Consider the following 24,156-nt stretch of genomic DNA (forward strand, 5'->3'; position numbering starts at 1 on the left):
ATTTTGAAAATTCTGGTTATTAACTGCGGTAGTTCTTCCTTAAAATATCAGCTGATGGATATGAGCGATCTGTCCGTGCTGTGTAAAGGCGTCATTGAGCGGATCGGTATGACCATCAACGGCGGCGAGAAGAATGTGTCTGTCAAGGTGAATGGACAGAAGTTTGAGTACGACAAGGAACTGCCTACCCATACGGATGCTTTTAACGAAGTGAAGCACATTCTGTGCGAGAGCGAGCACAAGGTGATCGACTCTATGAAAGAGATTGACGCCGTAGGCCACCGCATCGTGCAGGGCGGCGATATTTACACTCACAGCGTGCTGGTGGATGAAACGGTAGTGGAGAACCTGCGCAAGCTGTCTCCGCTGGCGCCGCTGCACAACCCCGGCCATATCCAGGGCTATGAGGCCTGCAAGGCCGTTGTGGGTCCGGATGTGCCCCAGGTGGTGGTGTTTGATACCGCATTCCACAGCACTATGCCGCCGAAGGCTTATATGTATGCTGTACCCTATGAGTGGTACGAGAAGTACGGCGTGCGCCGCTACGGCTTCCATGGCACTTCTCACTTTTATGTATCTCACCGCTGCGCAGACAAGATGGGCAAGCCCATTGAAGATCTGAAGCTGATCACCTGCCACCTGGGCAACGGCTCTTCCGTGGCTGCTGTGGATCACGGCAAAGTGGTAGACACCTCCATGGGCTTTACCCCGTTGGACGGCTTTATGATGGGCACCCGCTCCGGCGGTGTGGACCCCTCTGTGGTCACCTTTATGATGAAGAAGCTGGGTCTGACCCCGGATGAGATGGACACCATTCTCAACAAGCAGTCCGGTGTGAACGCCATCTCCGGCGTGTCCTCCGATGACCGTGACATTTGCGCCGCACAGAATGCCGGCAACAAGCGTGCCAGCCTGGCGCATGAGATGCAGGCCTATGAGATCGCCAAGTTTATCGGCTCCTATATTGCCGCTATGAACGGCGTGGACGGCATTGTGTTTACCGGCGGTATCGGCGAAAACGGCCACTGGCTGCGCTCTCGGATCTGCTCTTACCTGGGTTATATGGGTGTGCAGATCGACGAGGAACTGAACCAAGCCACCGTGAAGGGCGCCGAGGCGGAATTGACCGATCCCAGTGCCAAGGTGCGTGTGTTTATCCTGGCTACCGACGAGGAGCTGGTGATCGCGCAGGAGACCCAAAAGGTTGTAGAAAGCCTGCAAAAATAAGCGCTTGTAAATTCTGTTTTTACATACAATATTATCAGCAAAGGAGGAGCGAATATGCCGGAAATTAAGTATGAGATTACGGAGCACCTGGGTGTGATCTCTGAGACAGCGCGGGGCTGGACCCGAGAGGTAAATATGATCTCTTGGAACGGCCGCGAGCCGAAGATCGATGTGAGAGACTGGTCACCCGACCACACCAAGATGAGCAAAGGTCTGACCTTTACCAAGGAAGAGATCGTTGAGCTGAAAAATCTGGTTGAAAAACTCTAAGCAAGGTGAGAGGGCACCCGGTGGGTGCCCTTTGCCCTTTTGTAACAAATCTATTCAAAGGTGAATTTTAGATATGGAATGGACATCATTAAACGACTTGAGAGAGAAGTACCTGTCTTTCTTTGAGAGCAAGGGCCACCTGCGGCTGCCCAGCTTTTCGCTGGTGCCCCAGGGGGATAACAGCCTGCTGCTGATCAACTCCGGTATGGCTCCCATGAAAAAGTACTTTACCGGCGAGGTCACACCCCCCAGAACCCGGGTGACAACTTGCCAAAAGTGCATTCGCACCCCGGATATTGAGCAGGTGGGTAAAACGGACCGTCACGGCACCTTCTTTGAAATGCTGGGCAACTTCTCCTTTGGCGATTATTTTAAGAAAGAGGCCACCGCTTGGGCCTGGGAGTTCTGCACCAAGGTGCTGGAAATGCCGGAGGACAAGCTGTATGTGACCATTTATCAGGACGACGACGAGGCTTTCGAGATTTGGACAAAGCAAAACGGCGTTGATCCCAGCCACATTGTGCGTCTGGGCAAGGAAGACAACTTTTGGGAGCACGGCTCCGGCCCCTGCGGCCCCTGCTCGGAGATTTATTTTGACCGTGGCGAAAAGTATGGCTGCGGCTCTCCGGATTGCGGCCCCGGCTGCGAGTGCGACCGGTATGTTGAGTTTTGGAACAATGTGTTTAGCCAGTTCAATAACGACGGCAACGGCAATTACACGGAGCTGAAGCAGAAGAATATTGATACCGGTATGGGTTTGGAGCGTCTGGCCTGTATTCTCCAGGGTGTGGACAATATTTTTGAAGTGGACACCGTGCAGAACATTATGAAGAAGATCAGCGAGATCTCCGGTGCCAAATACCATGAGGACGCGCAAAAGGATGTGTCCCTGCGCGTCATTACCGACCATGTGCGTTCCGCCACCTTTATGATCGGCGACGGCGTAATTCCGTCCAACAACGGCCGGGGCTATGTGCTGCGCCGCCTGATCCGTCGGGCTTGCCGCCACGGCAGATTGCTGGGCGTGAACGAACCGTTCCTGTATAAAGTGTGCGACACGGTGATCCATGAGAACCATGTGGCGTACCCGGAGCTGGCCGATAAGGCAGAGCTGATCAAAAAGATCATTCTGTCTGAGGAGGAGTCCTTTGGCAAGACCATTGACGCCGGTTTGGCTATGCTGGACGAATATATCAGCAAGTTGGATGGCAATGTGTTCTCCGGCGAGGACGCCTTTAAGCTGAACGACACCTTCGGCTTCCCCCTGGACCTGACCAAGGATATTTTGGAGGAAAAGGGCATTACCGTGGATGAAGATAAGTTCAACGCCTTGCTGGCTGCCCAAAAAGCAACCGCCCGTGCCGCCCGTAAGGACGCCGGTGCAGACGCTTGGAAGGGCAATAGCGTAAAAATCAATGCATCGGCCACGGACTTTGTGGGTTATACAGACTTTGCCTGCGATGCTAAGGTGCTGGCTATTGTGAATGCAGACGGCGAGTTGGTAGACATGCTGGGTGCCGGGGATAGCGGCACGCTGGTGCTGGATAAGACCCCGTTTTATGCCCAGTCCGGCGGCCAGGTAGGCGACAGCGGCGTGATCAAGAACGGCGCGGACAATGCCTTTATCGTGGCGGATACTGTGAAGAATGCGGACAAGATCTTTCTGCACCGCGGCGAAGTGACCCGCGGCATTGTCAGCGTGGGTGATACGGTACAGGCGGAGATCAATGCCGAGCGCCGCCGCAGCATTATGCGCAACCACACGGCTGCGCACCTATTGCAGGCTGCCCTGCGCCAGGTGTTGGGCACTCATGTGGAGCAGGCCGGTCAGCTGGTAGATGAGCGAGAAGTGCGCTTTGACTTTACCCACTTTAACGCCATGACCCGGGATGAGCTGCTGAAAGTGGAGCACCTGGTTAACGCCTTTATTATGGGCGCCCACCCGGTAGAGAGCATGGAGATGCCCATTGATGAGGCCAAGAAGCTGGGGGCTATGATGCTCTTTGGCGAGAAGTACGGCAACATTGTGCGGGTGGTCAAGGCCGGCGATTTCTCCACCGAGTTCTGCGGCGGTACCCATGTAAACAACAGCGGCCAGATCGGCCTGTTCCATATTGTCAGCGAGGCCTCTGTGGCCTCCGGCGTGCGCCGCATTACGGCACTCACCGGCAACAATGTACTGGTTCATATTTATCAGGCGGACGGTATGCTGTCCGGCGCTGCGGCAATGCTGAGGAGCGCCGTTCATGACCTGCCGGAAAAGCTGGCCGCCTTGGCAGACAGCGATAAGGCCAAAGACAAGGAGATCAAGAGCCTGAAAGAGGAATTGGCGCACTTAAAGAGTGCAGACCTGTTCGCCGCTCCAGTTGACCTGGACGGTCTGGCATTCTATACCGCCACTTTGACGGATGTGGCTCCGGACGCGCTGCGTTCTATGGGCGATGAATTAAAGAACAAAGGCGACAATGTGGTGGCTGTGGTGGCCGGTGTTAACGGCGAAAAAGCCAATATCGTTGCCGTTTGCGGCAAGGAAGCCATTGCCCGCGGCGTAAAGGCCGGCGATGTGGTGCGTGAGATTGCCAAACTGGCCGGCGGTGGCGGCGGCGGTCGCCCGGACAGCGCCATGGCCGGTTGTAAGAATGTAGACAAATTGCCGGATGCAATGGCTCAGGCTGCTGCGCTGGTACGGGATATGATCCAGTAAGGAGCAATGCAAATGTGTGTGTTTTGTGAGATCGTCAGCGGCAATATTCCCTCCACCAAGGTGTATGAGGATGATCAAATTCTGGCCTTTAAGGATCTGAACCCGGTGGCACCGGTGCACTTTCTTGTGGTGCCTAAAGCACATATTGAGAATGTAAACGCCATCACGGCAGACAACAGTGCCGTGGTTGCCCATATTTTTGAAACGATCCCGCAGATCGCAGCGTCCCAGGGGATTACCTCTTACCGGGTGATCTCCAACTGTGGGGCGGATGCAGGGCAAAGCGTGATGCACCTGCATTTCCATGTGATCGGCGGTACGGAACTGGGGGAGAAGATTTTATGAGTGACGCATATTACACCTTACATATTGCCGGGCTGGAGCGGCAGCTAAAGCGCTTCCCCGTGTCTGACAGTATGGACATTGCGGCCTTTATCTTTTTTGGTGATGTGGAGCTAACCAAGGCTTGCGCTGAAGAACTGCTGAAAAAGGTACCGGAATTTGACTATATTGTGACTCCGGAGGCCAAGAGTATTCCGCTGGCTTACGAAATGAGCCGCCAAAGCGGCAAAAAATACATTGTGGCTCGCAAGGGCGTTAAGGTGTATATGGACCGACCAGAGAAGGTAACCGTCCATTCCATCACCACCCAAAAGGAGCAGACCCTGTACCTGGGTCATGAGGACGGTGATCTGCTGGACGGCAAGCGCGTGTTACTGTTGGATGATGTGATCTCCACCGGAGACAGCTTAAAGGCGCTGCGGCAACTGGTGGCTCTGTTCGGTGCAAATATCGTGGCCAGCGCCGCGCCCTTGGCTGAGGGTGACGCTGCCGATCGGAAAGACATTATTTTCCTGGAAAAATTACCTTTGTTCTTCAAATAATAGAGCAGAGGCGGTCCTTTGGGAGGTATTCAAATGTTGTCAGATAAGAAGAAAGTGGCCATTGTAGGCGTTGGTATGGTAGGTATGAGTTTTGCTTATGCGCTGCTGAACCAGAATATTTGCGATGAGTTGGTACTGATCGACATCAACAAGGAGCGCGCTTGGGGCGAGGCGGCGGATCTGTCTCACGGTCTGCCCTTTGCGCCCAGTTCCATGAAAATCAAAGCAGGGGAGTACAGCGACTGCAGCGACGCAGATCTGGTTGTGATCTGTGCCGGTGCGCCCCAGCTGCCCGGTGAGAGTCGCCGGGATCTGCTGCAAAAGAACTACAAGGTTTTCAGCTCCATTGTGCAGCCCATTATTGCCAGCGGCTTTAACGGCGTTTTCCTGGTGGCCTCTAACCCGGTGGATATTATGACCCAGGTGGTCTATACCTTGTCCGGCTTTCCGGCCAATCGAGTGGTGGGCTCCGGCACTTCGTTGGACAGCGCTCGCTTGCGCCATATGATGAGCGATTATTTCCATGTGAACCCCCGCAATGTGCACGCTTATGTGATCGGCGAGCATGGGGACTCGGAGTTCGTGCCCTGGAGCCAGGCGCTGATCAGCGTAAAACCTTTGGACGACTTTAAGGCCACGCATCCTGCACTGGATGAGGATATGAAGCAGATCGCCGTGGATGTAAAGGAGTCCGCTTATGCCATCATCAAGGCCAAGAAGGCCACTTATTACGGTATCGGTATGGTGCTGGCACGATTGACCCGTGCCATCCTTTTTGATGAGAATTCTATCTTTACCGTGTCTGCGTACCTGAAAGGGGAGTACGGTCAGCGGGGCATTTATATCGGCGTGCCTGCGGTGGTGAATCGCAACGGTGTGCGTGAGGTGCTCCAAATGGACTTGAATGAGGAAGAAAAAGCCAAGTTTGCCGCCTCTGCCGATGTGATCCACGAGATGATCGAGGAGATCGGTATGGACAGAGAGTAAAACTGTAATGAAATAAGATAGCCGCAGGCATTGCCTGCGGCTTTTTTGCGCCCTAAATGGCATAAAAACAAGGCATACACCTGCGGGTGTATGCCTTGTTTTTATGTAAGGGTCATTCTTTGGTTTCGTCCACCAGGTAGGTGCCGCTTTCCAGCACCACCAGGGCGTACTGGCCGAATTTGTGATACCGTTTGACCTGCTGGGAAAAGGTGCGGTAGTCAGACACGGTATAGTCCATACCATCGATCTTACGGATTTTGTTGCCGCCGCAGGCCACATACAGGTCGCCGTTGTACTGGCAGATATGCTGGGGGTTAACAAAGGTTTGGGCGTCCTTGCCGCCAATGCGCAGGTCTACCTTCATATTTTGGCAGGCGTAGCGAATCACCGCATTCTCGCCGGGACAAACGCTCCAAAAATACTTCTCCTCCAGCGCCAGGTGCTTCACCGGGGCGTCGTGGTACTGGAACATACCGTTCCACTCCAGCGTGCCCTCTCGGTCAAAAATACCGGCCTCGCCGTTGGGGTAGATTACCAGCACCCGCCGGTCATAGAGCACCGCCGCGTCGCACTGTACAAAGTTGGGAATCTCGGTACTGATTTTTTGGAACGCAGAGCCAAATTTGCGCAGCAGGTAGGCGCTTTTGGTGATCACTTCCTGCTCGCCTGTGGCAAAGTTTACCACCGAGTAGTTCACCTTGTATTGGGCATTGCCGGGCAGGGGGCGTTTCTCTACCAAAACCGCAGAATCCTTGTTGTAGGCAAACAGATCTACGATCTCTTTTGTGCTAATCTGTTTCACTGTGTTACCTCGCTTCGTCCTCTGCCATAGAGGTGTTGGTCAGGTAGCCCAGGGTCATCAGACTGTCATTCAGGTGCACATTCTCCACCAGCACCTCCGGGTGAGCCATGGCAATGTCGTAATTGCTAAAGTTCCAAAAGGCCCGCACGCCCAGGCGCACCAGCATATCCGTGATCTCCTGCATATCGCTGCCGGGAATACAGATTACGGCGCACACCGGCTGGTTATCAATACAGAAGTTCTCCAAATAATTGATGTGGCGCACAGGAATGCCCTTGATCATGTTGCCGCAGATGGCTTCGTTCTTGTCAAAAATGCCAATGAGCTTAAAGCCGCTCTGCCGGATAAAGATCTTGTTGGATACCGCCTTACCCAGGTTGCCGGCACCGATCAAAATGGTTTTTAATTCTTTATCCACACACAGAATTTCGCCAATGCGTTTTTGCAGTTCCGGCACATTGTAGCCGTAACCCTGCTGGCCAAATCCCCCAAAGCTGTTAAAGTCGTGGCGAATTTGGGAGGCAGTCAGACCCATACGGTCCGCCAGCTCCTTGGAGCTGATGCGTACAATGCCATTGTCCTTCAAACTCTGCAAAAATCGGTAGTATCGGGGCAGACGCTTGATGATGGACATGGATATATTTTCTCTTTTTTCCATAGGGTTCATCCCTCTCAAAAGAACGATTTTATTTGGTCATCCGGGTGATGGTGTCCATCACATAGTCGCCAAATTCGCTGCAGGTGCAGCCGTCCGCACGGCCGGTGATTACCAGCTTCTTTTCTTCAAACATGCACTTGTCCAGCGCAGCCTCCAGAGCGTCCGCCTGCTTTTGGTACCCAATGTGGGACAGCAGCATAACGGTGGCACGCAGCATGGAGCAGGGGTCAGCGTACTGGCCGCGGCCCTCTTTGATCATGCGGGGTGCGGAGCCGTGAATGGCCTCAAACATCGCATACTTCTTACCGATGTTTGCAGAACCGGCAGTGCCGACGCCGCCCTGGAACTCGGCAGCCTCGTCGGTGATAATGTCGCCGTACAGGTTGGGCAGCACAAAGACCTTAAAGTCCTTGCGGCGCATGGGGTCGATCAGCTTGGCGGTGGTAATATCTATATACCAGTCGTCGGTGACGATTTCCGGGTACTCCTGGCCGATCATCTGGGCAGTCTTTAAGAACTTGCCGTCGGTGGTCTTGATGATGTTGGCTTTGGTAATGATGGATACCTTACCCTTGTGGTTCTTTTGGGCGTAGTCGTAGGCCAAGCGGGCAATACGCTCGCAGCCTTCCCGCGTGGCCACAGTAAAGTCCACGGCCAGGTCGTCAGTGATGTTCACGCCGTAAGAGCCGATGGCATAGCCGCCCTCGGTATTCTCACGAAAGAAGGTCCAGTCAATGCCCTGTTCCGGCACCTTAACCGGGCGCATATTGGCAAACAGGTCCAGCTCTTTACGCATTGCCACATTGGCAGACTCCACATTGGGCCACGGATCCCCGGCGCGGGGCGTGGTGGTGGGGCCTTTCAAAATTACATTGCAGGCTTTCAGCTGGGCCAGCACATCGTCCGGAATGGCCTTGTTGCAGGCTGCACGGTTCTCAATGGTCAGGCCGTCGATCTCCTTAAACTGGATCTTGCCGCTGGCCACTTCGTCTTTCAATAGGAAAGACAGCACACGCTCGCTCTCCTTGGTAATGACGGGGCCGATACCGTCGCCGCCGCAAATACCGATCACAATGGTGTCCAGCGCGTCAAAGTCGGTAAAGTCCTTATCCTCACGAATTCTCTTGGCGCGGGCCAGCTGGCTCTCCATCAGGGAGCGGAACTGTTCTACTGCCGCGTCAATGGCTTGTTTCTCATCAGTCATAACGGTTCTCCAATCTGTAAAATTGCTTATTTATTGCTCTCTCTGGTGTAGTCCAGCAGACCGCCGCACAGCAGCATGGCGCGCTGACGGGCAGACAGGTGGCTGGCGTCCAGGGGGTATTTCTCATTCTTGGTCAGGTTCTTCAGTACCACCGGGGTGTTGTTCTCCATAGCGGTGCGAATGTCTGCCAGTTCCAGCTGATCCATCTGGTCAATGCGATCATAATCTGCCTCATTGGCAAAGGTGAAAGGCAGAATACCGGCGTTGACCAGGTTTGCCACATGGATACGGGCGAAGGACTTGGTGATGACCGCTTTAACACCCAGGTACAGGGGTACAAGTGCCGCGTGCTCACGAGAGGAGCCTTGGCCATAGTTGGCGCCGCCGATGATGATGCCTTTGCCCTCGGCTTTAATGCGCTCCGGGAAGCTCTCATCGCACACGCCGAAGCAGAACTGACTCAGGTGCGGAATGTTGGAACGGTAGGGCAGGATCTTGGCGCCTGCGGGCATAATGTGGTCAGTGGTGATATTGTCGCCCACTTTCAGCACAGCCTTAGCGGTAATGCTCTCCGGCAGCGGTTCGGTTTTGGGGAAGGGCTTGATGTTGGGCCCGCGCAGCACCTCTATGCTGGCGGCTTCCTCCGGACCGGCCGGGGGCTCAATCATATTATCGTTAATGGTAAAGTGCTCCGGCATTTCCACCGTGGGAGCCTCGCCCAGATCCCGGGGATCGGTCAGATAACCGGTGAGGGCGGAGGCTGCCGCCACTTCCGGAGATACCAGGTAGATACCGGCGTCCTTTGTGCCGCTGCGGCCTTCAAAGTTCCGGTTAAAGGTACGCAGGGAGATGCCACCGCTGTTGGGGGATTGACCCATACCAATACACGGACCGCAGGCAGACTCCAGAATGCGGGCGCCGGCGCCGATCATATCACCCAGTGCGCCGTTCATAGCCAGCATATTCAGAACCTGCTTGGAGCCGGGGGCAATGCAAAGGGAAACGGTGGGGCACACGGTTTTGCCTTTCAAGATCTTGGCAACTTTCATCATATCCACAAAAGAGGAGTTGGTGCAGGAGCCGATGGCTACCTGATCCACCTTGATCTTGCCGATCTCCTCGGTGGTCTTGACTTTATCGGGCATGTGCGGGCAGGCAGCCATGGGCTCCAGTGCGCACAGGTCAATATTGATCACTTCGTCATACTGCGCGTCCGGATCCGGCAGAATCTCCGTCCAGTCGTCTGCGCGGTCCTGGGCTTTCAGAAACGCCAGGGTGATCTCGTCAGAGGGGAAGATGGAGGTGGTAGCGCCCAGCTCCGCACCCATGTTGGTGATGGTGGCGCGCTCCGGTACGGACAGGGTCTTTACGCCCTCGCCGCCGTACTCAATGATCTTGCCGACGCCGCCTTTAACGGTCATACGGCGCAGCACTTCCAGGATCACATCTTTGGCAGAGACCCAGGGCTTTAAGTAGCCGGTCAGATTGATGCGGGTCATGGTGGGCATGGGGATATAGTAGGTGCCGCCGCCCATGGCTACGGCCACATCCATACCACCTGCGCCCATAGCCAGCATACCGATACCGCCGCCGGTGGGGGTGTGGCTGTCAGAGCCGATCAAGGTTTTGCCCGGAATGCCAAAGCGCTCCAGATGCACCTGGTGGCAAATGCCGTTGCCTGGGCGGGAGAAGTAAATGCCATGCTTCTTCGTCACGGTCTGAATGTATCTGTGGTCGTCGGCGTTCTCAAAGCCGGTTTGCAGGGTGTTGTGGTCGATGTACGCCACGGAGCGCTCGGTTTTGACCCGATCGACCCCCATAGCCTCGAATTCCAGGTACGCCATGGTACCGGTTGCGTCCTGCGTAAGGGTTTGGTCAATTTTCAGCCCAATTTCCTGTCCGGGGATCATTTCACCCTCGACCAGGTGGGATTTGATCAATTTTTGTGCAAGTGTAAGACCCATTGTTCAAAAAACCTCCTGAGTTGTTCAAAGAATTGTCAAACCCCATTTTATAATAAATCGGCAGCAATGTCAATTAGAATAAAGATTTAATAATTAGATTTCATTATATTGTTGAATTTCTGCCCGCCTTATGCTAAAATTATCGTTGAATGTGGAGAAACGGGCATACTAATTCCGGGAGGAATGGTATGCCGCACACAAACGAGGATACAGAAAAGGAAATAGAGAACGAAGAAGTTCAGACGGAAGATCTGCAACCCAATTTGCAGACCGGCTCCATCACGGTACAGAAGGACGGCCATTTTATTCACTGCTTAACGGTGATCGGCCAGATCGAGGGCCACTATATTTTGCCCAGTCAAAATAAGACCACCAAGTACGAGCATGTAATCCCGCAGCTGGTGGCCATTGAGGAAAGCGACGATGTAGAGGGCCTGCTGATTATTCTCAACACCGTGGGCGGCGATGTGGAGGCAGGGCTGGCCATTGCAGAGCTGTTGTCCACCATGCGAACGCCCACCGCCTCTCTGGTGCTGGGTGGCGGCCACTCCATCGGCGTGCCCCTGGCGGTGTCTTGTCGGCGCAGTTTTATTGTGCCCAGCGCCACCATGACGGTGCACCCGGTGCGTATGAACGGCCTGGTACTGGGCGTGCCCCAGACCCTGTCTTATTTTGAGAAAATGCAGGATCGGATCGTGCGCTTTATTGCGCATAATGCCAAGATCAGCGCAGACGATTTCCGTGCCCTGATGATGAAGACCGGGGAACTGGTGATGGATGTAGGCACGGTGCTGGACGGTGCCGGTGCTGTGGACTGCGGGCTCATTGACCAAATGGGCGGTCTTAGTGACGCACTTGCGTTTCTCAACCGCACCATTGAGGAGGAGCACCATGCTGTGGACGGTCATTAGCCAGGCGGATGTGTTCTACCAGGCGGCGCAGGGCAGCCGGGCGCCCCGCTCCAGTAACCCTTTTGACTACCTGAACAACGGGTACAGTCTGGAGGGCGCTTCTTTGTTCGGAGGGCAGGATCATGTGGTTTTTAACTGCGATATTTCAAGCCGTCGCACAGGCAGTCACCTGGGTACTCCCGGTGTCTGAAAGTGGGCATTCGGCGATCTTTCACGATTTTTCCGGTCGGTTCAGCGGCAATGGCAGCGAGCTGACCGGGCTGGTACATATTGGTATTGCACTGGGTATCTTCTTGGTGTTCATTAAGCTGTTTGTGCGGCTGTTTGGCGAGTTTATCGCCTTTTTCAAAGATGCGTTTGCAAAGCAAAATCCCTTTGTAAACCCCGGCGGTGTACGCCGGTTTATGTTCGGCACGGTGCTGGGCTTTTTGCCGATGGTTTTGCTGTTGGTGCCGGCAGGCAAGTATGGCAATGTGTACGGCCTGTTTCGCAGCATGGGTTATAACGGCACACTGCTGGACGAGGGCGTGTTTTTCGCTCTCACAGGCGGGCTTATTCTGCTGGCGCTGTTGCAAATGAAAAAGCACGGTCCCCAAAAGAATGTGGACTGGTACGCCGCTTTAATTTTGGGGTTTGCCTCCGCCTTTTCCCTGCCCATTGCCGGGCTGTCCTATATGGGCGCGCTGTTCTGCCTGGGCGTGATGATGGGCGTGGCACGCAAAATCTCTTACCGCTTTGCGGCGGTGTCCAGCGTGCTGACCCTGTTGGTGCTGGGCGTGGTGGAAATTTGCACCTGTGTGACTTATGTAAATATCATTGCCGGTATTTTGGCGGTGGTACTCAGTGCGGCGGTGACCTATTTTATGGTGAAGCTGATGCTGTGGATCCTGCACGGGGGCAAGCTTAAGGCGTTTGCCTATTACGATTTTGCCCTGGCCGGTGTGTGCGCCGTGGTGGGTATTTTTGAACTGATTTTACGATAATTTTAGCTTTTAAGGACAGATAAAATGGCGAATGTACAAAAGAAGAATGCCCGGGGTCATCGCCGGGAAGAAAAGAAAGCTGCGGCCCGCGGGACTGCTCCGGCGCCAAAAAAGCGCACGAAGGCGGAACAGGCTCGTTGGGAGCAAATGGAGCTGGAAGCCCAAGCGGCTGCCGCCAAGCGTCAGGAGAACATCAGCCGTATTGTCGGCGTGGCAATTTTTGCCTTGTCGGTGATTTTTTTCTTCGTTGCGGTGATCGGCGGTGACGGCGCATGGAAAGTGGTACATAATGTGTACTTAGGGCTGTTTGGCATGTTGGCGGCCGTGTTGTTTCCCATACTGGCGGTGGCGATCATTCTCCTTTATTCTTACAAGGAGAACAAGGCCAAAAAACGCGCGATGGAAGAGGGGACAGCAGCACAAAAGTCCCCGGTGTCTCCCCGAGAGCTGATCGCCAAGGGCGTGGAGAGCGTAATTATCGTGCTGCTGATTGCGGCGTTGATCCATATTATTGAGAACCCTACCGGGTTGAAATTTGCAGACAGCGTGAAGTTGGGCTACACCCAGGCGCCTTATGAATTTAACGGCGGCTTTTTCGGTGCGCTTATCGGTTGGGCACTGCTGACCTTTGGCAAGGCACCGGCCATTATTGTGGATTTGGTGCTGCTGGTGGTGGACTTTATGCTGCTGGCGCGACTGACGGTGATGCAGTTCTTAAACGGCGCGGCACAACCCGCAAAGAAAGCCTATGAAAAGGCAGGGGATGCCATTGAGGTGTACCGGGAGCGCCGCCAGGCCAATATTGATGTGCCCCTGGACGCGCACGCCCCCGGCGAACAGGAGGCGGAGGAGCCGCCTGCGCAAAAAGGCAAAAAGAAGAATACGGACGCTGTGGATACAGACAGTATTGTAAAAGAACTGAACCAGAAGCACAGCAAAAAAATAGCAGAGAAAAAACAGTCTGCCCCGGAAAAGGCCAAGTCCTTGGATGAGATTGTGGACAAGGCCACCGAGGAGGCCGATCCGAAGAAAACGGATCCGTCGGAAGTCTTTACCGTCACGGATGCCCAAATGGAAGCGGGTGTGGCAGATTATAAGCTGCCGCCGGTATCCCTGCTGACCCCTGCCCAGCATAAGTCTGTAAAAGATGTGAGCGGGGAGCTGAAATCCAATGCAGAGCGGCTCATCGACACCCTCCATTCCTTTAATGTGGACGCTACGATTACGGACATTAGCCGCGGCCCCACCGTGACCCGGTATGAGCTGAAACCGGCTGCCGGTGTGCGTATTTCTAAAATCACCAATTTGTCCGACGATATTGCTCTGAATTTGGCGGCCACCCATGTGCGTATTGAGGCCCCCATTCCCGGCAAAGCGGCGGTGGGTATCGAGGTGCCCAATTCCGTAAAAAGCGGCGTATCTATGCGCGAGCTGATCGACACGCCGGAGTTTGGCAAGCAGCGGTCGATGCTGTCTGTGGGCCTTGGGCGGGATATTTCCGGCGATGCGGTGTACTGTGATGTGGCAAAGATGCCCCATCTGCTGATCGCCGGTACCACCGGTTCCGGTAAGTCCGTGTGTATGAACAGCATTATTGTGTCTATTTTGTATCGTGCCAAGCCGGATGAGGTGAAGTTGGTACTGATTGACCCTAAAAAAGTAGAGTTTAGCAAGTATTCCGGCATTCCCCATTTGTTGGTGCCGGTGGTGACCGATCCCCGCAAGGCGGCAGGTGCGCTAGGCTGGGCTGTGTCTGAGATGCTCAAGCGTTACCAGACCTTTAGTGACACCGGCGTACGGGATATTGAGGGCTATAACAAATATGTGAAGAAGCATGAGGATATGCAGCCCATGCCTAAGATCGTCATTTGCATTGATGAGTTATCCGACCTGATGATGGCGGCGCCTAAGGAGATCGAGGACTCTATCTGCCGTTTGGCACAGATGGCACGTGCAGCGGGTATGCACCTGGTGATCGCCACCCAGCGTCCCTCCGTAGATGTAATTACCGGTCTGATCAAGGCCAACATTTCGTCTCGAATTGCGCTGACCGTCAGCTCGCAGATTGACTCTCGTACCATTTTGGACGCCTCCGGCGCCGAGAAGCTGCTGGGCTACGGCGATATGCTGTATGCGCCCATTGGCTCCTCCAAGCCCATTCGTGTGCAGGGCTGCTATATCAGCGATGAAGAAGTGGAGTCCCTGTGCGATTTTGTAAAGAGCCAGGGCGAGAGCCAGTACAGCGACGAAATTCAAAAAGAGATTGAGGCCAAGGCCGTGCAGGATAAAAAAAGTCCCTTTGAGGGCGACGAGAGTTCGGAACAGCTGGATCCCCGCTTTGAGGAAGCGGTGGAGATCGTGCTGGAGACCGGCACCGCGTCCACCTCTTTTTTGCAGCGCAAGTTGTCCGTAGGGTATGCCCGCGGGGCAAAAATTATGGACCAGCTGGAAGAGAAGGGGATCATCGGTCCCCAGGACGGCGCTAAAAAGCGTGAAGTGCGGATCAACAAACAGCAGTGGCTGGAAATGCAGAACCAAGGCCCGGCACCGAAAATGAATGCAGAGACCGCTGAGCAAATGCGCTTTGAGGAAGCGGAGTCAGATGAGGACCAAACCGATGCAGAATGATTTTTTACCCATTACTCCGGCAGAAATGCGCGAGCGAGGGTGGAAACAACCGGATTTTGTGTATGTGACGGGTGACGCCTATGTGGATCACCCGTCCTTTGGTGCTGCCATCATTACCCGCTTGCTGGAGAGCCAGGGGTTCAAGGTGGTGGTGCTCAGCCAGCCGGACTGGCACAGCGTGCGGGACTTTCAGAAATTCGGACGGCCCAAGTATGCTTTTTTGATCACTGCCGGGAATATTGACTCTATGGTGGCCCACTATACCGCCGCTAAGAAGCTGCGCCACGACGACGCATATACTGCCGGTGGCAAGCACGGCAAGCGCCCGGATCGGGCGGTGAATGTGTATACCCGCCTGGCAAAAGAGGCCTACTCGGACTGTCCGGTGATTTTAGGCGGGCTGGAGGCGTCCCTGCGCCGCTTTGCGCATTACGATTATTGGGACGATGCCATTCGACCCTCTGCGCTGGTGGACTCCGGTGCTGATCTGCTGATCTACGGTATGGGAGAGAAGCAGATAACGGAGATCGCCCGCCGCCTGCGAGCGGGTGAGCCGCTGGGCAGTATGCACGATATTCGGGGCACCATGTATGCGGTGCCCACTAAAGACACACCCTTTGGTGGGGTAGAGTGTCCCTCCTTTGAGAATGTGTGTGCCTCTAAAAAGGAATATGCCCGCTCTTGCCGACTGGAGCAGGACGAGCAGGATCATGTGCGGGGCAAGCTGCTCAAGCAGCGCCACGGCAAGGTGATGGTGGTGCAAAATCCGCCTATGGAGCCGCTGACCACCTCGGAGCTGGACCGGGTGTACAGCCTGCCGTATATGCGGGCGTACCATCCCAGTTATGAAAAACTGGGCGGTGTGCCGGGCATTGAAGAAGTGCGCTTTTCCATTACCCACAATCGGGGATGTTTCGGCGCTTGCAATTTCTGTTCCATTGCATTCCATCAAGGGCGTTATGTGACCTCTCGCAGCAAAAAAAGTCTGCTGATTGAAGCGCAAAAGATTACCCAAATGCCGGACTTCAAGGGCTATATTCATGATGTGGGCGGCCCCACCGCCAACTTCCGCCACCCCAGCTGCGCCTTGCAGGAGCAGCACGGCCTGTGCAAGGGCAAAAAATGCTTGGCGCCGAAACCATGCCCCAATTTGCAGGCGGACCACCGGGAATATTTGGACATTCTTCGGGCGCTGCGGCAGGTGGATGGAGTCAAGAAAGTGTTTATCCGCAGCGGTATTCGCTATGATTATCTGCTTTGTGACCCGGACGACAGCTTCTTCCGGGAGTTGGTGCAGCACCATGTGAGCGGCCAGCTGAAAGTGGCACCGGAGCACTGCTCCGCTGCGGTGCTGGACAAAATGGGCAAGCCCCATATTGAAGCGTATATTGAGTTTTCCCGCCGGTATTTTACCTACACCGGCCAAATCCAAAAGGAGCAGTACCTGGTGCCGTATCTGATGAGCTCGCACCCCGGCTCCCGGTTGGACGATGCCATTGAACTGGCGTGTTTCTTAAAGAAAAATCACATTCGCCCGGAGCAGGTGCAGGACTTTTATCCCACCCCGGGTACCATCTCCACCTGTATGTTCTATACGGAGGTGGATCCGTACACCATGGAATCGGTCTATGTGGCCAAGAACGCCCACGACAAGGCACTTCAGCGGGCACTGCTTCAGTATTATAATCCTAAGAACTACGCCCTTTGTTCTGAGGCACTGCGTCGAGCCCATCGTACTGATCTGATCGGCAATGGCCCTAAGTGTTTGATCCCGGCAACACCGCCCGGCGGACGACCGGATGACCGTTCCGGTGGTAAAGCAAAGGGGAGCGTGCGCGGCTACGGAAAGCCGGTTGGCGGAAACAATCGCTTTGACGGAAAGTCCACCAAGCGTAAACCCTATGGCAACCGATCCGGGAAAAGGAAATAGAAATGAAAAAAGCACGACAGCTGAAACTGTCGTGCTTTTTGGTGCGGGTAACAGGGGTCGAACCTGCACGGTTGCCCACAGGAACCTAAATCCTGCGTGTCTGCCAATTCCACCATACCCGCATAACGGCTCTTATTTTAGCATTTTGTGCCAAAAAAATCAAGTATAAAAAAAGCGAAGCCGCAAAGCTCCGCTCTTTATTCCGCCCAGCCGCCGTGTGACGAGAATAACCTGCATCTCAAGCAGGTGGGTGACCGCCGTTCGGTTTTGTGCTTCCAACGTCCCCGCAGGGGAGGCCTGCATACCCGCCGACCGAGCAGGAAACCCTTGTAAAAAATTGTTCGGGTTATTAAATCACACGGTTGTCGAGAAGGGCAGAACAGATGTTCTGTTCTTTATTCTTACTGCTCCGGCTCAAAATATTCTACATCATATTTCTTTTCTACCATAGCCATCAGAATATCGGAGACCTGCTCAAATTCCATCTCGTCCTCGATCTCGGCCAGATATTCCTCGCCGTTTTCCTCCAGCACTTTCAGAATAATGACCTCGTTGTCTGCCTCTACGATTTCTTCCGCCTCATCGTGGTACTCGGTGATGGCCACATACACATCGTCGTCCGTCTCGTATCGCTCCAGCAGTTCAAATACAATCTCGTTGCCGTCGTCGTCGGTCACGGAGATCAGGTCCGGTTCGTACAGTTCTTTGTTATCGCTCATAGTTCTCACGCCTTTCTTTTTGCATTATACTCTATTTGCCCATTGCCGTCAATGGCTATTTTGTGGTTGGCGGGGGACAAATCCCATATTTTGCATAATGTGGAAAATCATTATCAGTAATGCACAAAAAATCAAAAAAATATGTAAAAACCTATTGACAACTGCCAACTTTGGTGCTACTATGTAGTTGAACACAGGAGGTAAGCCTTAGGAAGTAGTTAAGGCGTGTTCAATCTAATAAGGAGGTCGGTCCAATGGAGAGTGAACCCTTTCAGCAGACCGCCTGTACCGCTCGTCAATAGAGTATAACGGATTTGTGTATGGACAGAGTGCAAATCGGAATTGCACGGCGCACACAAGCTCAAGTGAGCAAAGTAAGAGTTATCATGCAGGATTGATTGGAACGGCAGGCGCTGATTCAACTGAATAGTAAAGGTATATATCGGTCATCCACCTGCAAGTGACCTGGGAGTACCGCTAGGCGGTGCTTTCATAGATGATGTATTTTACGACCAGGTGAATTCCAATGGAGAAGTAAATTTCGTTTTTTCAACTTTAATATTTGTCAAAATCTAAAAAACGAGGTACGGTCCAATGGGCTAAACAGTGTGTACGTTATGTGCCGAAAATAAAAACTAAATAATAAGTGGACATACGCTCCGGGTGTTGCAAGGCATCCGGAGTTGTTTTTTTGTTTGCGGCTGTTGCTGTTTTATCAGTGATATGTGGTTTCTTTAACCGATTTGCATACTTTTGTGGGCGCAAAATCCCGGCTGCCGCTTGACAAGGGGCGGCGGTTTTGGTACTATAATACCGATAGAAAACGGCTAAGAACGGAAGGAGTACCCCATGACGGCGGCATAGAGAGCTTGTGGTCGGTGCAAACAGGCGCGCCCAATGCGGGAAGGTAGTCCGGGAGCCGGTGCGGTGAAGGCAGTAGTCGCACCCGTGTGCCGCGTTAAGGCAAGAGCGGCGCGCTTTGGCGCGCAATTTGAGTGGTACCGCGGAAGTTCAGTTCCGTCTCATTATGAGACGGGGCTTTTTTATTTTTGTAAGGAGCAAAAAAATATGGCAAAAGAGTTGGACAAACAGTATAGCCCACAAAATGTGGAAGACCGCACCTATAAATTCTGGTGCGATCACAAGTATTTTCACGCTGAGGTGAACCCGGACAAGAAACCCTACACCATCGTGATCCCGCCGCCGAACATTACCGGCCAGCTGCACATGGGTCATGCGTTGGACGAGACTTTGCAGGATATTCTCATCCGCTGGCGCCGTATGGAGGGTTACGAGACCCTGTGGCTGCCGGGCACGGACCACGCGTCCATTGCAACGGAGGCCAAGATCGTAGAGGCCATGCGCAAAGAGGGCATCACCAAAGAGGAGATCGGCCGGGAGAAGTTCTTGGAGCGCGCCTGGGAGTGGAAAGCCCAGTACGGCGGCCGCATTGTGGAGCAGCTAAAAAAGCTTGGCTCCTCCTGCGACTGGGATCGGGAGCGTTTCACTCTGGACGAGGGATGCAGCAAGGCCGTGCGCGAGGTCTTTTGCAAGCTGTACGATAAGGGCCTGATTTACCGGGGCGAGCGCATCATTAACTGGTGCCCCCACTGCCTGACCTCGATCTCTGACGCAGAGGTGGAGTACGAGGATCAGGCCGGTCACTTCTGGCACCTGCGCTATCCCTTTAAGGACGGCAGCGGCTACCTGGAGCTGGCCACCACCCGACCGGAGACCCTGCTGGGCGATACAGCCGTGGCGGTGAACCCCAATGACGAGCGTTATAAAGATATGGTTGGCAAGACCCTGATCCTGCCCATTGTGCATAGAGAGATTCCCGTGATTGCCGATGATTATGTGGATATTGAGTTCGGTACTGGCGTGGTGAAGATCACCCCGGCTCACGACCCCAACGACTTTGAGGTGGGGCTGCGCCACAATTTAGAGGTCATCAATGTTCTGACCCCGGACGCCAAGATCGTGAATGATTATCCCAAGTACGCCGGTATGGATCGCTACGAGGCTCGTAAGGCCATCGTCGAGGACCTGGAAGCCGAGGGCGCTTTGGTGGAGATTGAGGATTACAGCCACAATGTAGGCACGTGCTACCGCTGTGGCACCACCGTGGAGCCGCGGGTTAGTAAGCAATGGTTCGTGAAGATGGAGCCGCTGGCAAAACCGGCTGTGGAGGTGGTCAGAAACGGGGAAGTGAAGTTTGTTCCCGAGCGGTTTGACAAGACCTACTTCCACTGGATGGAGAATATTAAGGACTGGTGTATCTCTCGCCAGCTGTGGTGGGGTCATCGTATTCCCGCCTATTACTGCGACGATTGCGGTGAGGTGATGGTGTCTGCCCAGGAAGTGCATACTTGCTCTAAGTGCGGCAGCAACCATGTGCACCAGGATCCGGACACCCTGGATACCTGGTTCTCCTCCGCCTTGTGGCCGTTTTCTACCCTTGGTTATCCGGACGATACCAAGGAACTGGAGTATTTCTATCCCACGGATACGCTGGTCACCGGCTACGACATTATCTTCTTCTGGGTAGCCAGAATGATCTTCTCCGGTGTGGAGCACATGGGCCAGGTGCCCTTCCACACGGTGCTGATCCACGGTCTGGTGCGTGACGCACAGGGTCGCAAGATGAGTAAGTCCCTGGGCAACGGTATTGATCCGCTGCTGGTGATCGACCAGTACGGCGCCGATGCCTTGCGCTTTACTCTGGCTACCGGCAATGCGCCGGGCAACGATATGCGCTTCTCCGACGAGAAGGTAAAGGCCTCCCGCAACTTTGCAAACAAGCTGTGGAACGCCGCCCGCTTTGTGCTGATGTATCTGGGCAATGATTACAGCTATCCGGGCCTACCGAAGGATCTGGCTATTGAGGACAAGTGGATTCTCTCCAAGGTCAATACCCTGGCTAAGGAAGTGACGGACAACCTGGAGCGGTTTGAACTGGGTATCGCTGTTGCCAAGCTGTATGATTTTATTTGGGATGTGTTCTGCGACTGGTATATTGAGATCGCCAAGATCCGTTTGCAGTCCGGCGAGGGCGCCGATACCGCCAAGGCGGTGCTGGTGTATGTGTTGACGGATATCCTGAAGCTGCTGCACCCCTTTATGCCCTTTATTACAGAAGAAATTTATCAGGCTATTCCCCACGATACGGAGTCCATTATGATTTCCAAGTGGCCGGAATATGACCCGACGCTGTCCTTTGCGGATGAGGAAGCCCAGATGGAGAAGATTATGGACGCCATTCGGGCGATCCGTAACCGCCGGGCGGAGATGAATATCCCCCCCAGCAAAAAGTCCAAGGTCTATGTGGAGACCGCCTTTTCCGACGTGTTCGCCGTAGGCAGTGAGTTTATCAAGCGGTTGGCCTATGCTTCCGATGTGGAGATCGCAGACGCCTTTGGTGACCTGGGCAACACGGTGACCATTGTTACCAACGACGCCAAGATTTATATTCCTCTGGGCGATCTGGTGGACTTTGAGGCGGAGGCCAAGCGCCTGCAAAAGGAACTGGCTGCTGCCGAGGAAAAGCTGGCCTTTATCAACAAGAAGCTGGACAACCCGGGCTTTGTGAACAAAGCACCGGAGAAAGTGGTCCAGCAGAACCGGGACGAGGCCGCCAAGCTGACGGAAAAGATCGCTAACTTGCGCTCCTCCCTGGAAAATTTGGGCAAGTAAAATGACCTACGAAGCAGCAATTCAATTGATCAAACAAAAGCAAAGCCTCGGCGTGCAGCCGGGGCTTTCCCGCATGTTGGCGGCTATGGAAAAGACCGGCAGTGTGCAAAACAAATTGCAGGTGATCCATGTGGCGGGCACCAACGGCAAGGGCACCGTTTGCGCTGCCGTGGCCGACGGCCTGCGCCGTGCCGGGTACAGGGTGGGCGTGTTCAGCTCCCCCTGGGTCACGGACTTTCGCGAGCAGATCACTGTGGACGGCTGGATGATTCCCAAGCAGGACTTTGCGGACTGCGTAGAGGTCTTTGCGAAGGAACCGTTGACGGAATTTGAGCTGATCACCGCCGTGATGTATCTGTACTTCTACCGCTGCGGGGTAGATTACGCTGTGGTGGAATGCGGTATGGGCGGCGCCGGGGATTGCACCAATGTGCTGGCTCACCCCACAGTGTGCGCCTTTGCCAAGGTGGCGCTGGACCATACGGCGTTTTTGGGCGATACGGTAGAAGCCATTGCTCGGGAAAAGAGCGGCATTATCAAGCCCGGTTGCCCGGTGGTACTGTACCCCCATATTGCCGCCAAAGATGTATTTTTGGAGCGGTGTCGTGCGCTGCATTGCCCGGTGACGGAAGCTGCCCAGCAGGGGGACCCGATTGCGGATGACTTGGCGGTGGCCGGGGAAGTGCTGCGCCTGCTGGGAGTGGATACCACGCCGGGGCTGCCTATGTTGCCTGCCCGGCGGGAGCACTTTGGCGAAAATTTGTTACTGGACGGCGCCCACAATCCGGACGGTGCTGCGGCGCTGCTGCTCCGTTTGCCTACGGATCGTCCAATCACTGCCGTACTGGCGATGATGGAGGATAAGGACATTGACGGTTATCTCTGTCAGGTGCTGCCCCGGTGTCGTCGAGTGATTGCCACCACCGTGCCCGGTATGGGGCGTGCATTGTCTGCGGAAGATTTGGCGGCGGCGGCGCAAAAGTATTGCCCCGATGTGACCGCAGAGCCGAATCCACACCGGGCGCTGGCGGCAGCCAAGGCGGACGGCGACTTTGTTTTGGTCTGCGGTTCTTTTTATTTAGCACGGGAGATCAGAAAAGATTTGATCTAAAACACAATACGGCAAATTCTGCAAAACCGGTCTGTTACAGTGTAAACAGACCGGTATTTTTTTGGAGTGATGGTATGAATGTAACTTTAGAGAGCAGCGGCAATTTGCTTATTGCCTATCTGTTTGGCGAGATCGACCACCATACCGCCGTTGCGGTGCGCAGCCAGATCGACAGCGCCATACAGGACAAGCTGCCCGGCCACCTGATCTTGGATTTTAAGAATGTCACATTTATGGATTCCAGCGGCATTGGGCTGGTGATGGGTCGCTATCGGCTGGTGCACAGCTATCAAGGCACGGTGGAGATCAAGAATGTGACCGCCCGCACCAAAAAGATTATGGAGCTGGCGGGGCTGGGGAGCATTGCACTGATAAAGGAGAACGAAGATGAAAAAGACCAATGAATTTCGCTTGACTTTGGACGCTCGTAGTGTCAATGAGGGCTTTGCAAGAGTGGCGGTGTCTGCCTTTGCGGCACCGCTGGATCCTACCTTGGAGGAGCTGGCGGACTTGAAAACCGCCGTGTCAGAGGCGGTGACCAACTGCATTGTCCATGGCTATAAGGATTGCTGCGGCAAGATCTATATACATACGGTACTGTTGGATCCGCCGGCGGTGCGGGTAACCGTGCGGGACAAGGGCTGTGGTATCGCCGATGTGCCGCAAGCCATGACCCCGCTTTATACCACCGGGGAGGGAGAGCGCGCCGGGCTGGGCTTTACGGTGATGGAGAGCTTTTGCGACAAGCTGCGAGTCACTTCTAAGCCGGGCAAGGGCACCACTGTGGTGCTGGAAAAACGCATTACCGGCAAGCAAAAATGGTAACTGCGGAGCGGGAGCGGCAAATCCGAGAGAACCTGGGGCTTGTGCATACCGTTGCCAATCGCTTTCGCGGGCGGGGCATTGAGTACGACGATCTGTACCAGTCCGGCTGTGTGGGGCTGATCAAGGCGGTGGATCGGTTTGACCCGACCCTGGGGTATGCGTTCTCTACCTATGCAGTGCCGGTGATCATCGGCGAGATCAAGCGCCTGTTTCGGGACGGCGGCGCCGTGAAGGTCAGCCGGGTGCTTAAGGAAAAGGCGCTCCACGCCGCGCGACTGCGGGAGGACTTTTTGCGCCGGGAGGGGCGGGAGCCGACCATTGGCGAACTGGCGGAGTTGCTGTCTTGCGACCCGGCAGAGGCGGCGGAGATCGTGGGTGTTATGCAGCCTACGGTGTCCATCAACAGTGCCGGTGAGGACGGCGATACCACACTGGATATTCCGGTGGACGACAGCGAACAACTGTTTGATCGGCTGACCGTTTTGCAAGCCATGGACGGTCTGGAAAAAAGCGAGCAAATGCTGGTGGAGCTGCGCTATTATAAGGGTCTGACCCAGTGCAAAACGGCGGAAATTCTGGGTCTGTCCCAAGTGCAGGTCTCCCGTAAAGAAAAAGCCGTCCTGCAAAAAATGCGCCGGGTCATGGACGGATAAAGC

General features: G+C 54.5%; 21 protein-coding genes, 1 tRNA gene and 1 other annotated feature. Of the genes, 16 read left to right on the forward strand and 6 right to left on the reverse strand.

Going from position 1 to position 24,156, the window contains the following annotated elements:
- Nucleotides 1-3: 3 nt before the first annotated feature.
- The 6 genes from OGM59_02945 (at nt 4) to OGM59_02970 (ending at nt 6,072) form a co-directional block, all read left to right on the forward strand.
- The gene (locus tag OGM59_02945; protein UYI91437.1) at nt 4-1,227 is read left to right on the forward strand and encodes an acetate kinase; all 1,224 of its coding nucleotides are present in this window, start codon (nt 4-6) and stop codon (nt 1,225-1,227) included.
- A gap of 54 nt (nt 1,228-1,281) precedes the next feature.
- Entirely contained in the window at nt 1,282-1,497 is a 216-nt protein-coding gene (locus OGM59_02950) for a PC4/YdbC family ssDNA-binding protein (GenBank protein UYI91438.1), read from the forward strand.
- Between the two features lie 73 nt (nt 1,498-1,570).
- The gene (gene alaS / locus OGM59_02955; GenBank protein UYI91439.1) at nt 1,571-4,201 is read left to right on the forward strand and encodes an alanine--tRNA ligase; all 2,631 of its coding nucleotides are present in this window, start codon (nt 1,571-1,573) and stop codon (nt 4,199-4,201) included.
- Between the two features lie 6 nt (nt 4,202-4,207).
- The gene (locus OGM59_02960) at nt 4,208-4,546 is read left to right on the forward strand and encodes a histidine triad nucleotide-binding protein (protein UYI91440.1); all 339 of its coding nucleotides are present in this window, start codon (nt 4,208-4,210) and stop codon (nt 4,544-4,546) included.
- A complete protein-coding gene (locus OGM59_02965) occupies nt 4,543-5,085 on the forward strand; it encodes a phosphoribosyltransferase family protein (protein ID UYI91441.1) in 543 nt (180 codons plus the stop codon). Before OGM59_02960 ends, OGM59_02965 begins: the two co-directional genes overlap by 4 nt.
- A 33-nt stretch (nt 5,086-5,118) precedes the next feature.
- Entirely contained in the window at nt 5,119-6,072 is a 954-nt protein-coding gene (locus OGM59_02970; protein ID UYI91442.1) for an L-lactate dehydrogenase, read from the forward strand.
- Nucleotides 6,073-6,184: 112 nt separating this feature from the next.
- Here the strand turns inward: OGM59_02970 and OGM59_02975 are convergent, their stop codons facing one another.
- The 4 genes from OGM59_02975 to OGM59_02990 are packed head-to-tail and all read right to left on the reverse strand — an operon-like array spanning nt 6,185 to nt 10,700.
- Nucleotides 6,185-6,874, reverse strand: a complete 690-nt coding sequence (locus OGM59_02975) for a hypothetical protein (GenBank protein ID UYI91443.1) — start codon at nt 6,872-6,874, stop codon at nt 6,185-6,187.
- Between the two features lie 4 nt (nt 6,875-6,878).
- A complete protein-coding gene (locus OGM59_02980; GenBank protein ID UYI91444.1) occupies nt 6,879-7,532 on the reverse strand; it encodes a redox-sensing transcriptional repressor Rex in 654 nt (217 codons plus the stop codon).
- 28 nt (nt 7,533-7,560) lie between these two features.
- Entirely contained in the window at nt 7,561-8,736 is a 1,176-nt protein-coding gene (locus tag OGM59_02985; GenBank protein ID UYI91445.1) for an isocitrate/isopropylmalate family dehydrogenase, read from the reverse strand.
- Nucleotides 8,737-8,762: 26 nt separating this feature from the next.
- Entirely contained in the window at nt 8,763-10,700 is a 1,938-nt protein-coding gene (locus OGM59_02990; GenBank protein ID UYI91446.1) for an aconitate hydratase, read from the reverse strand.
- A gap of 188 nt (nt 10,701-10,888) precedes the next feature.
- Here OGM59_02990 and OGM59_02995 point away from each other — a divergent pair, with 188 nt between their 5' ends.
- Genes OGM59_02995 through OGM59_03015 form a run of 5 tightly spaced genes read left to right on the forward strand, consistent with a single transcriptional unit; the run spans nt 10,889 to nt 17,152 of the window.
- The gene (locus OGM59_02995; GenBank protein UYI91447.1) at nt 10,889-11,611 is read left to right on the forward strand and encodes an ATP-dependent Clp protease proteolytic subunit; all 723 of its coding nucleotides are present in this window, start codon (nt 10,889-10,891) and stop codon (nt 11,609-11,611) included.
- Nucleotides 11,592-11,801: a hypothetical protein gene (locus tag OGM59_03000; protein UYI91448.1), complete on the forward strand. Its 210-nt coding sequence runs from the start codon at nt 11,592-11,594 to the stop codon at nt 11,799-11,801. Before OGM59_02995 ends, OGM59_03000 begins: the two co-directional genes overlap by 20 nt.
- A complete protein-coding gene (locus tag OGM59_03005; protein UYI91449.1) occupies nt 11,794-12,594 on the forward strand; it encodes a hypothetical protein in 801 nt (266 codons plus the stop codon). Before OGM59_03000 ends, OGM59_03005 begins: the two co-directional genes overlap by 8 nt.
- A gap of 24 nt (nt 12,595-12,618) precedes the next feature.
- Nucleotides 12,619-15,222: a DNA translocase FtsK gene (locus OGM59_03010; protein ID UYI91450.1), complete on the forward strand. Its 2,604-nt coding sequence runs from the start codon at nt 12,619-12,621 to the stop codon at nt 15,220-15,222.
- Nucleotides 15,212-17,152, forward strand: coding sequence for a YgiQ family radical SAM protein (locus tag OGM59_03015; GenBank protein UYI91451.1), 1,941 nt, complete (start codon nt 15,212-15,214; stop codon nt 17,150-17,152). The genes OGM59_03010 and OGM59_03015 overlap by 11 nt, the downstream gene beginning before the upstream one ends.
- A gap of 39 nt (nt 17,153-17,191) precedes the next feature.
- Here the strand turns inward: OGM59_03015 and OGM59_03020 are convergent.
- Both OGM59_03020 and OGM59_03025 read right to left on the reverse strand, forming a co-directional pair.
- Nucleotides 17,192-17,274: transfer RNA gene (locus tag OGM59_03020), tRNA-Leu, on the reverse strand.
- Nucleotides 17,275-17,553: 279 nt separating this feature from the next.
- A complete protein-coding gene (locus tag OGM59_03025) occupies nt 17,554-17,871 on the reverse strand; it encodes a DUF1292 domain-containing protein (GenBank protein UYI91452.1) in 318 nt (105 codons plus the stop codon).
- 820 nt (nt 17,872-18,691) lie between these two features.
- Nucleotides 18,692-18,899, forward strand: a binding site (T-box leader).
- Nucleotides 18,900-18,939: 40 nt separating this feature from the next.
- Here OGM59_03025 and OGM59_03030 point away from each other — a divergent pair.
- From OGM59_03030 to OGM59_03050, 5 genes are all read left to right on the forward strand, one after another.
- The gene (locus tag OGM59_03030) at nt 18,940-21,564 is read left to right on the forward strand and encodes a valine--tRNA ligase (protein UYI91453.1); all 2,625 of its coding nucleotides are present in this window, start codon (nt 18,940-18,942) and stop codon (nt 21,562-21,564) included.
- A 25-nt stretch (nt 21,565-21,589) separates the two neighbouring features.
- Nucleotides 21,590-22,675 carry a Mur ligase family protein gene (locus OGM59_03035; GenBank protein UYI91454.1) on the forward strand — a complete coding sequence of 362 codons (1,086 nt, stop codon included), beginning with the start codon at nt 21,590-21,592 and terminating at the stop codon, nt 22,673-22,675.
- Nucleotides 22,676-22,749: 74 nt separating this feature from the next.
- Nucleotides 22,750-23,079: an anti-sigma factor antagonist gene (locus tag OGM59_03040; protein UYI91455.1), complete on the forward strand. Its 330-nt coding sequence runs from the start codon at nt 22,750-22,752 to the stop codon at nt 23,077-23,079.
- Nucleotides 23,063-23,500 carry an anti-sigma F factor gene (gene spoIIAB, locus OGM59_03045; protein UYI91456.1) on the forward strand — a complete coding sequence of 146 codons (438 nt, stop codon included), beginning with the start codon at nt 23,063-23,065 and terminating at the stop codon, nt 23,498-23,500. Before OGM59_03040 ends, spoIIAB begins: the two co-directional genes overlap by 17 nt.
- Nucleotides 23,494-24,153 (forward strand): sigma-70 family RNA polymerase sigma factor, encoded by a 660-nt coding sequence (locus tag OGM59_03050; GenBank protein UYI91457.1) that lies wholly within the window; start codon nt 23,494-23,496, stop codon nt 24,151-24,153. The genes spoIIAB and OGM59_03050 overlap by 7 nt, the downstream gene beginning before the upstream one ends.
- Nucleotides 24,154-24,156 lie beyond the last annotated feature (3 nt).

This window comes from Oscillospiraceae bacterium (assembly GCA_025757685.1).
GTDB lineage: Bacteria > Bacillota > Clostridia > Oscillospirales > Acutalibacteraceae > CAG-217.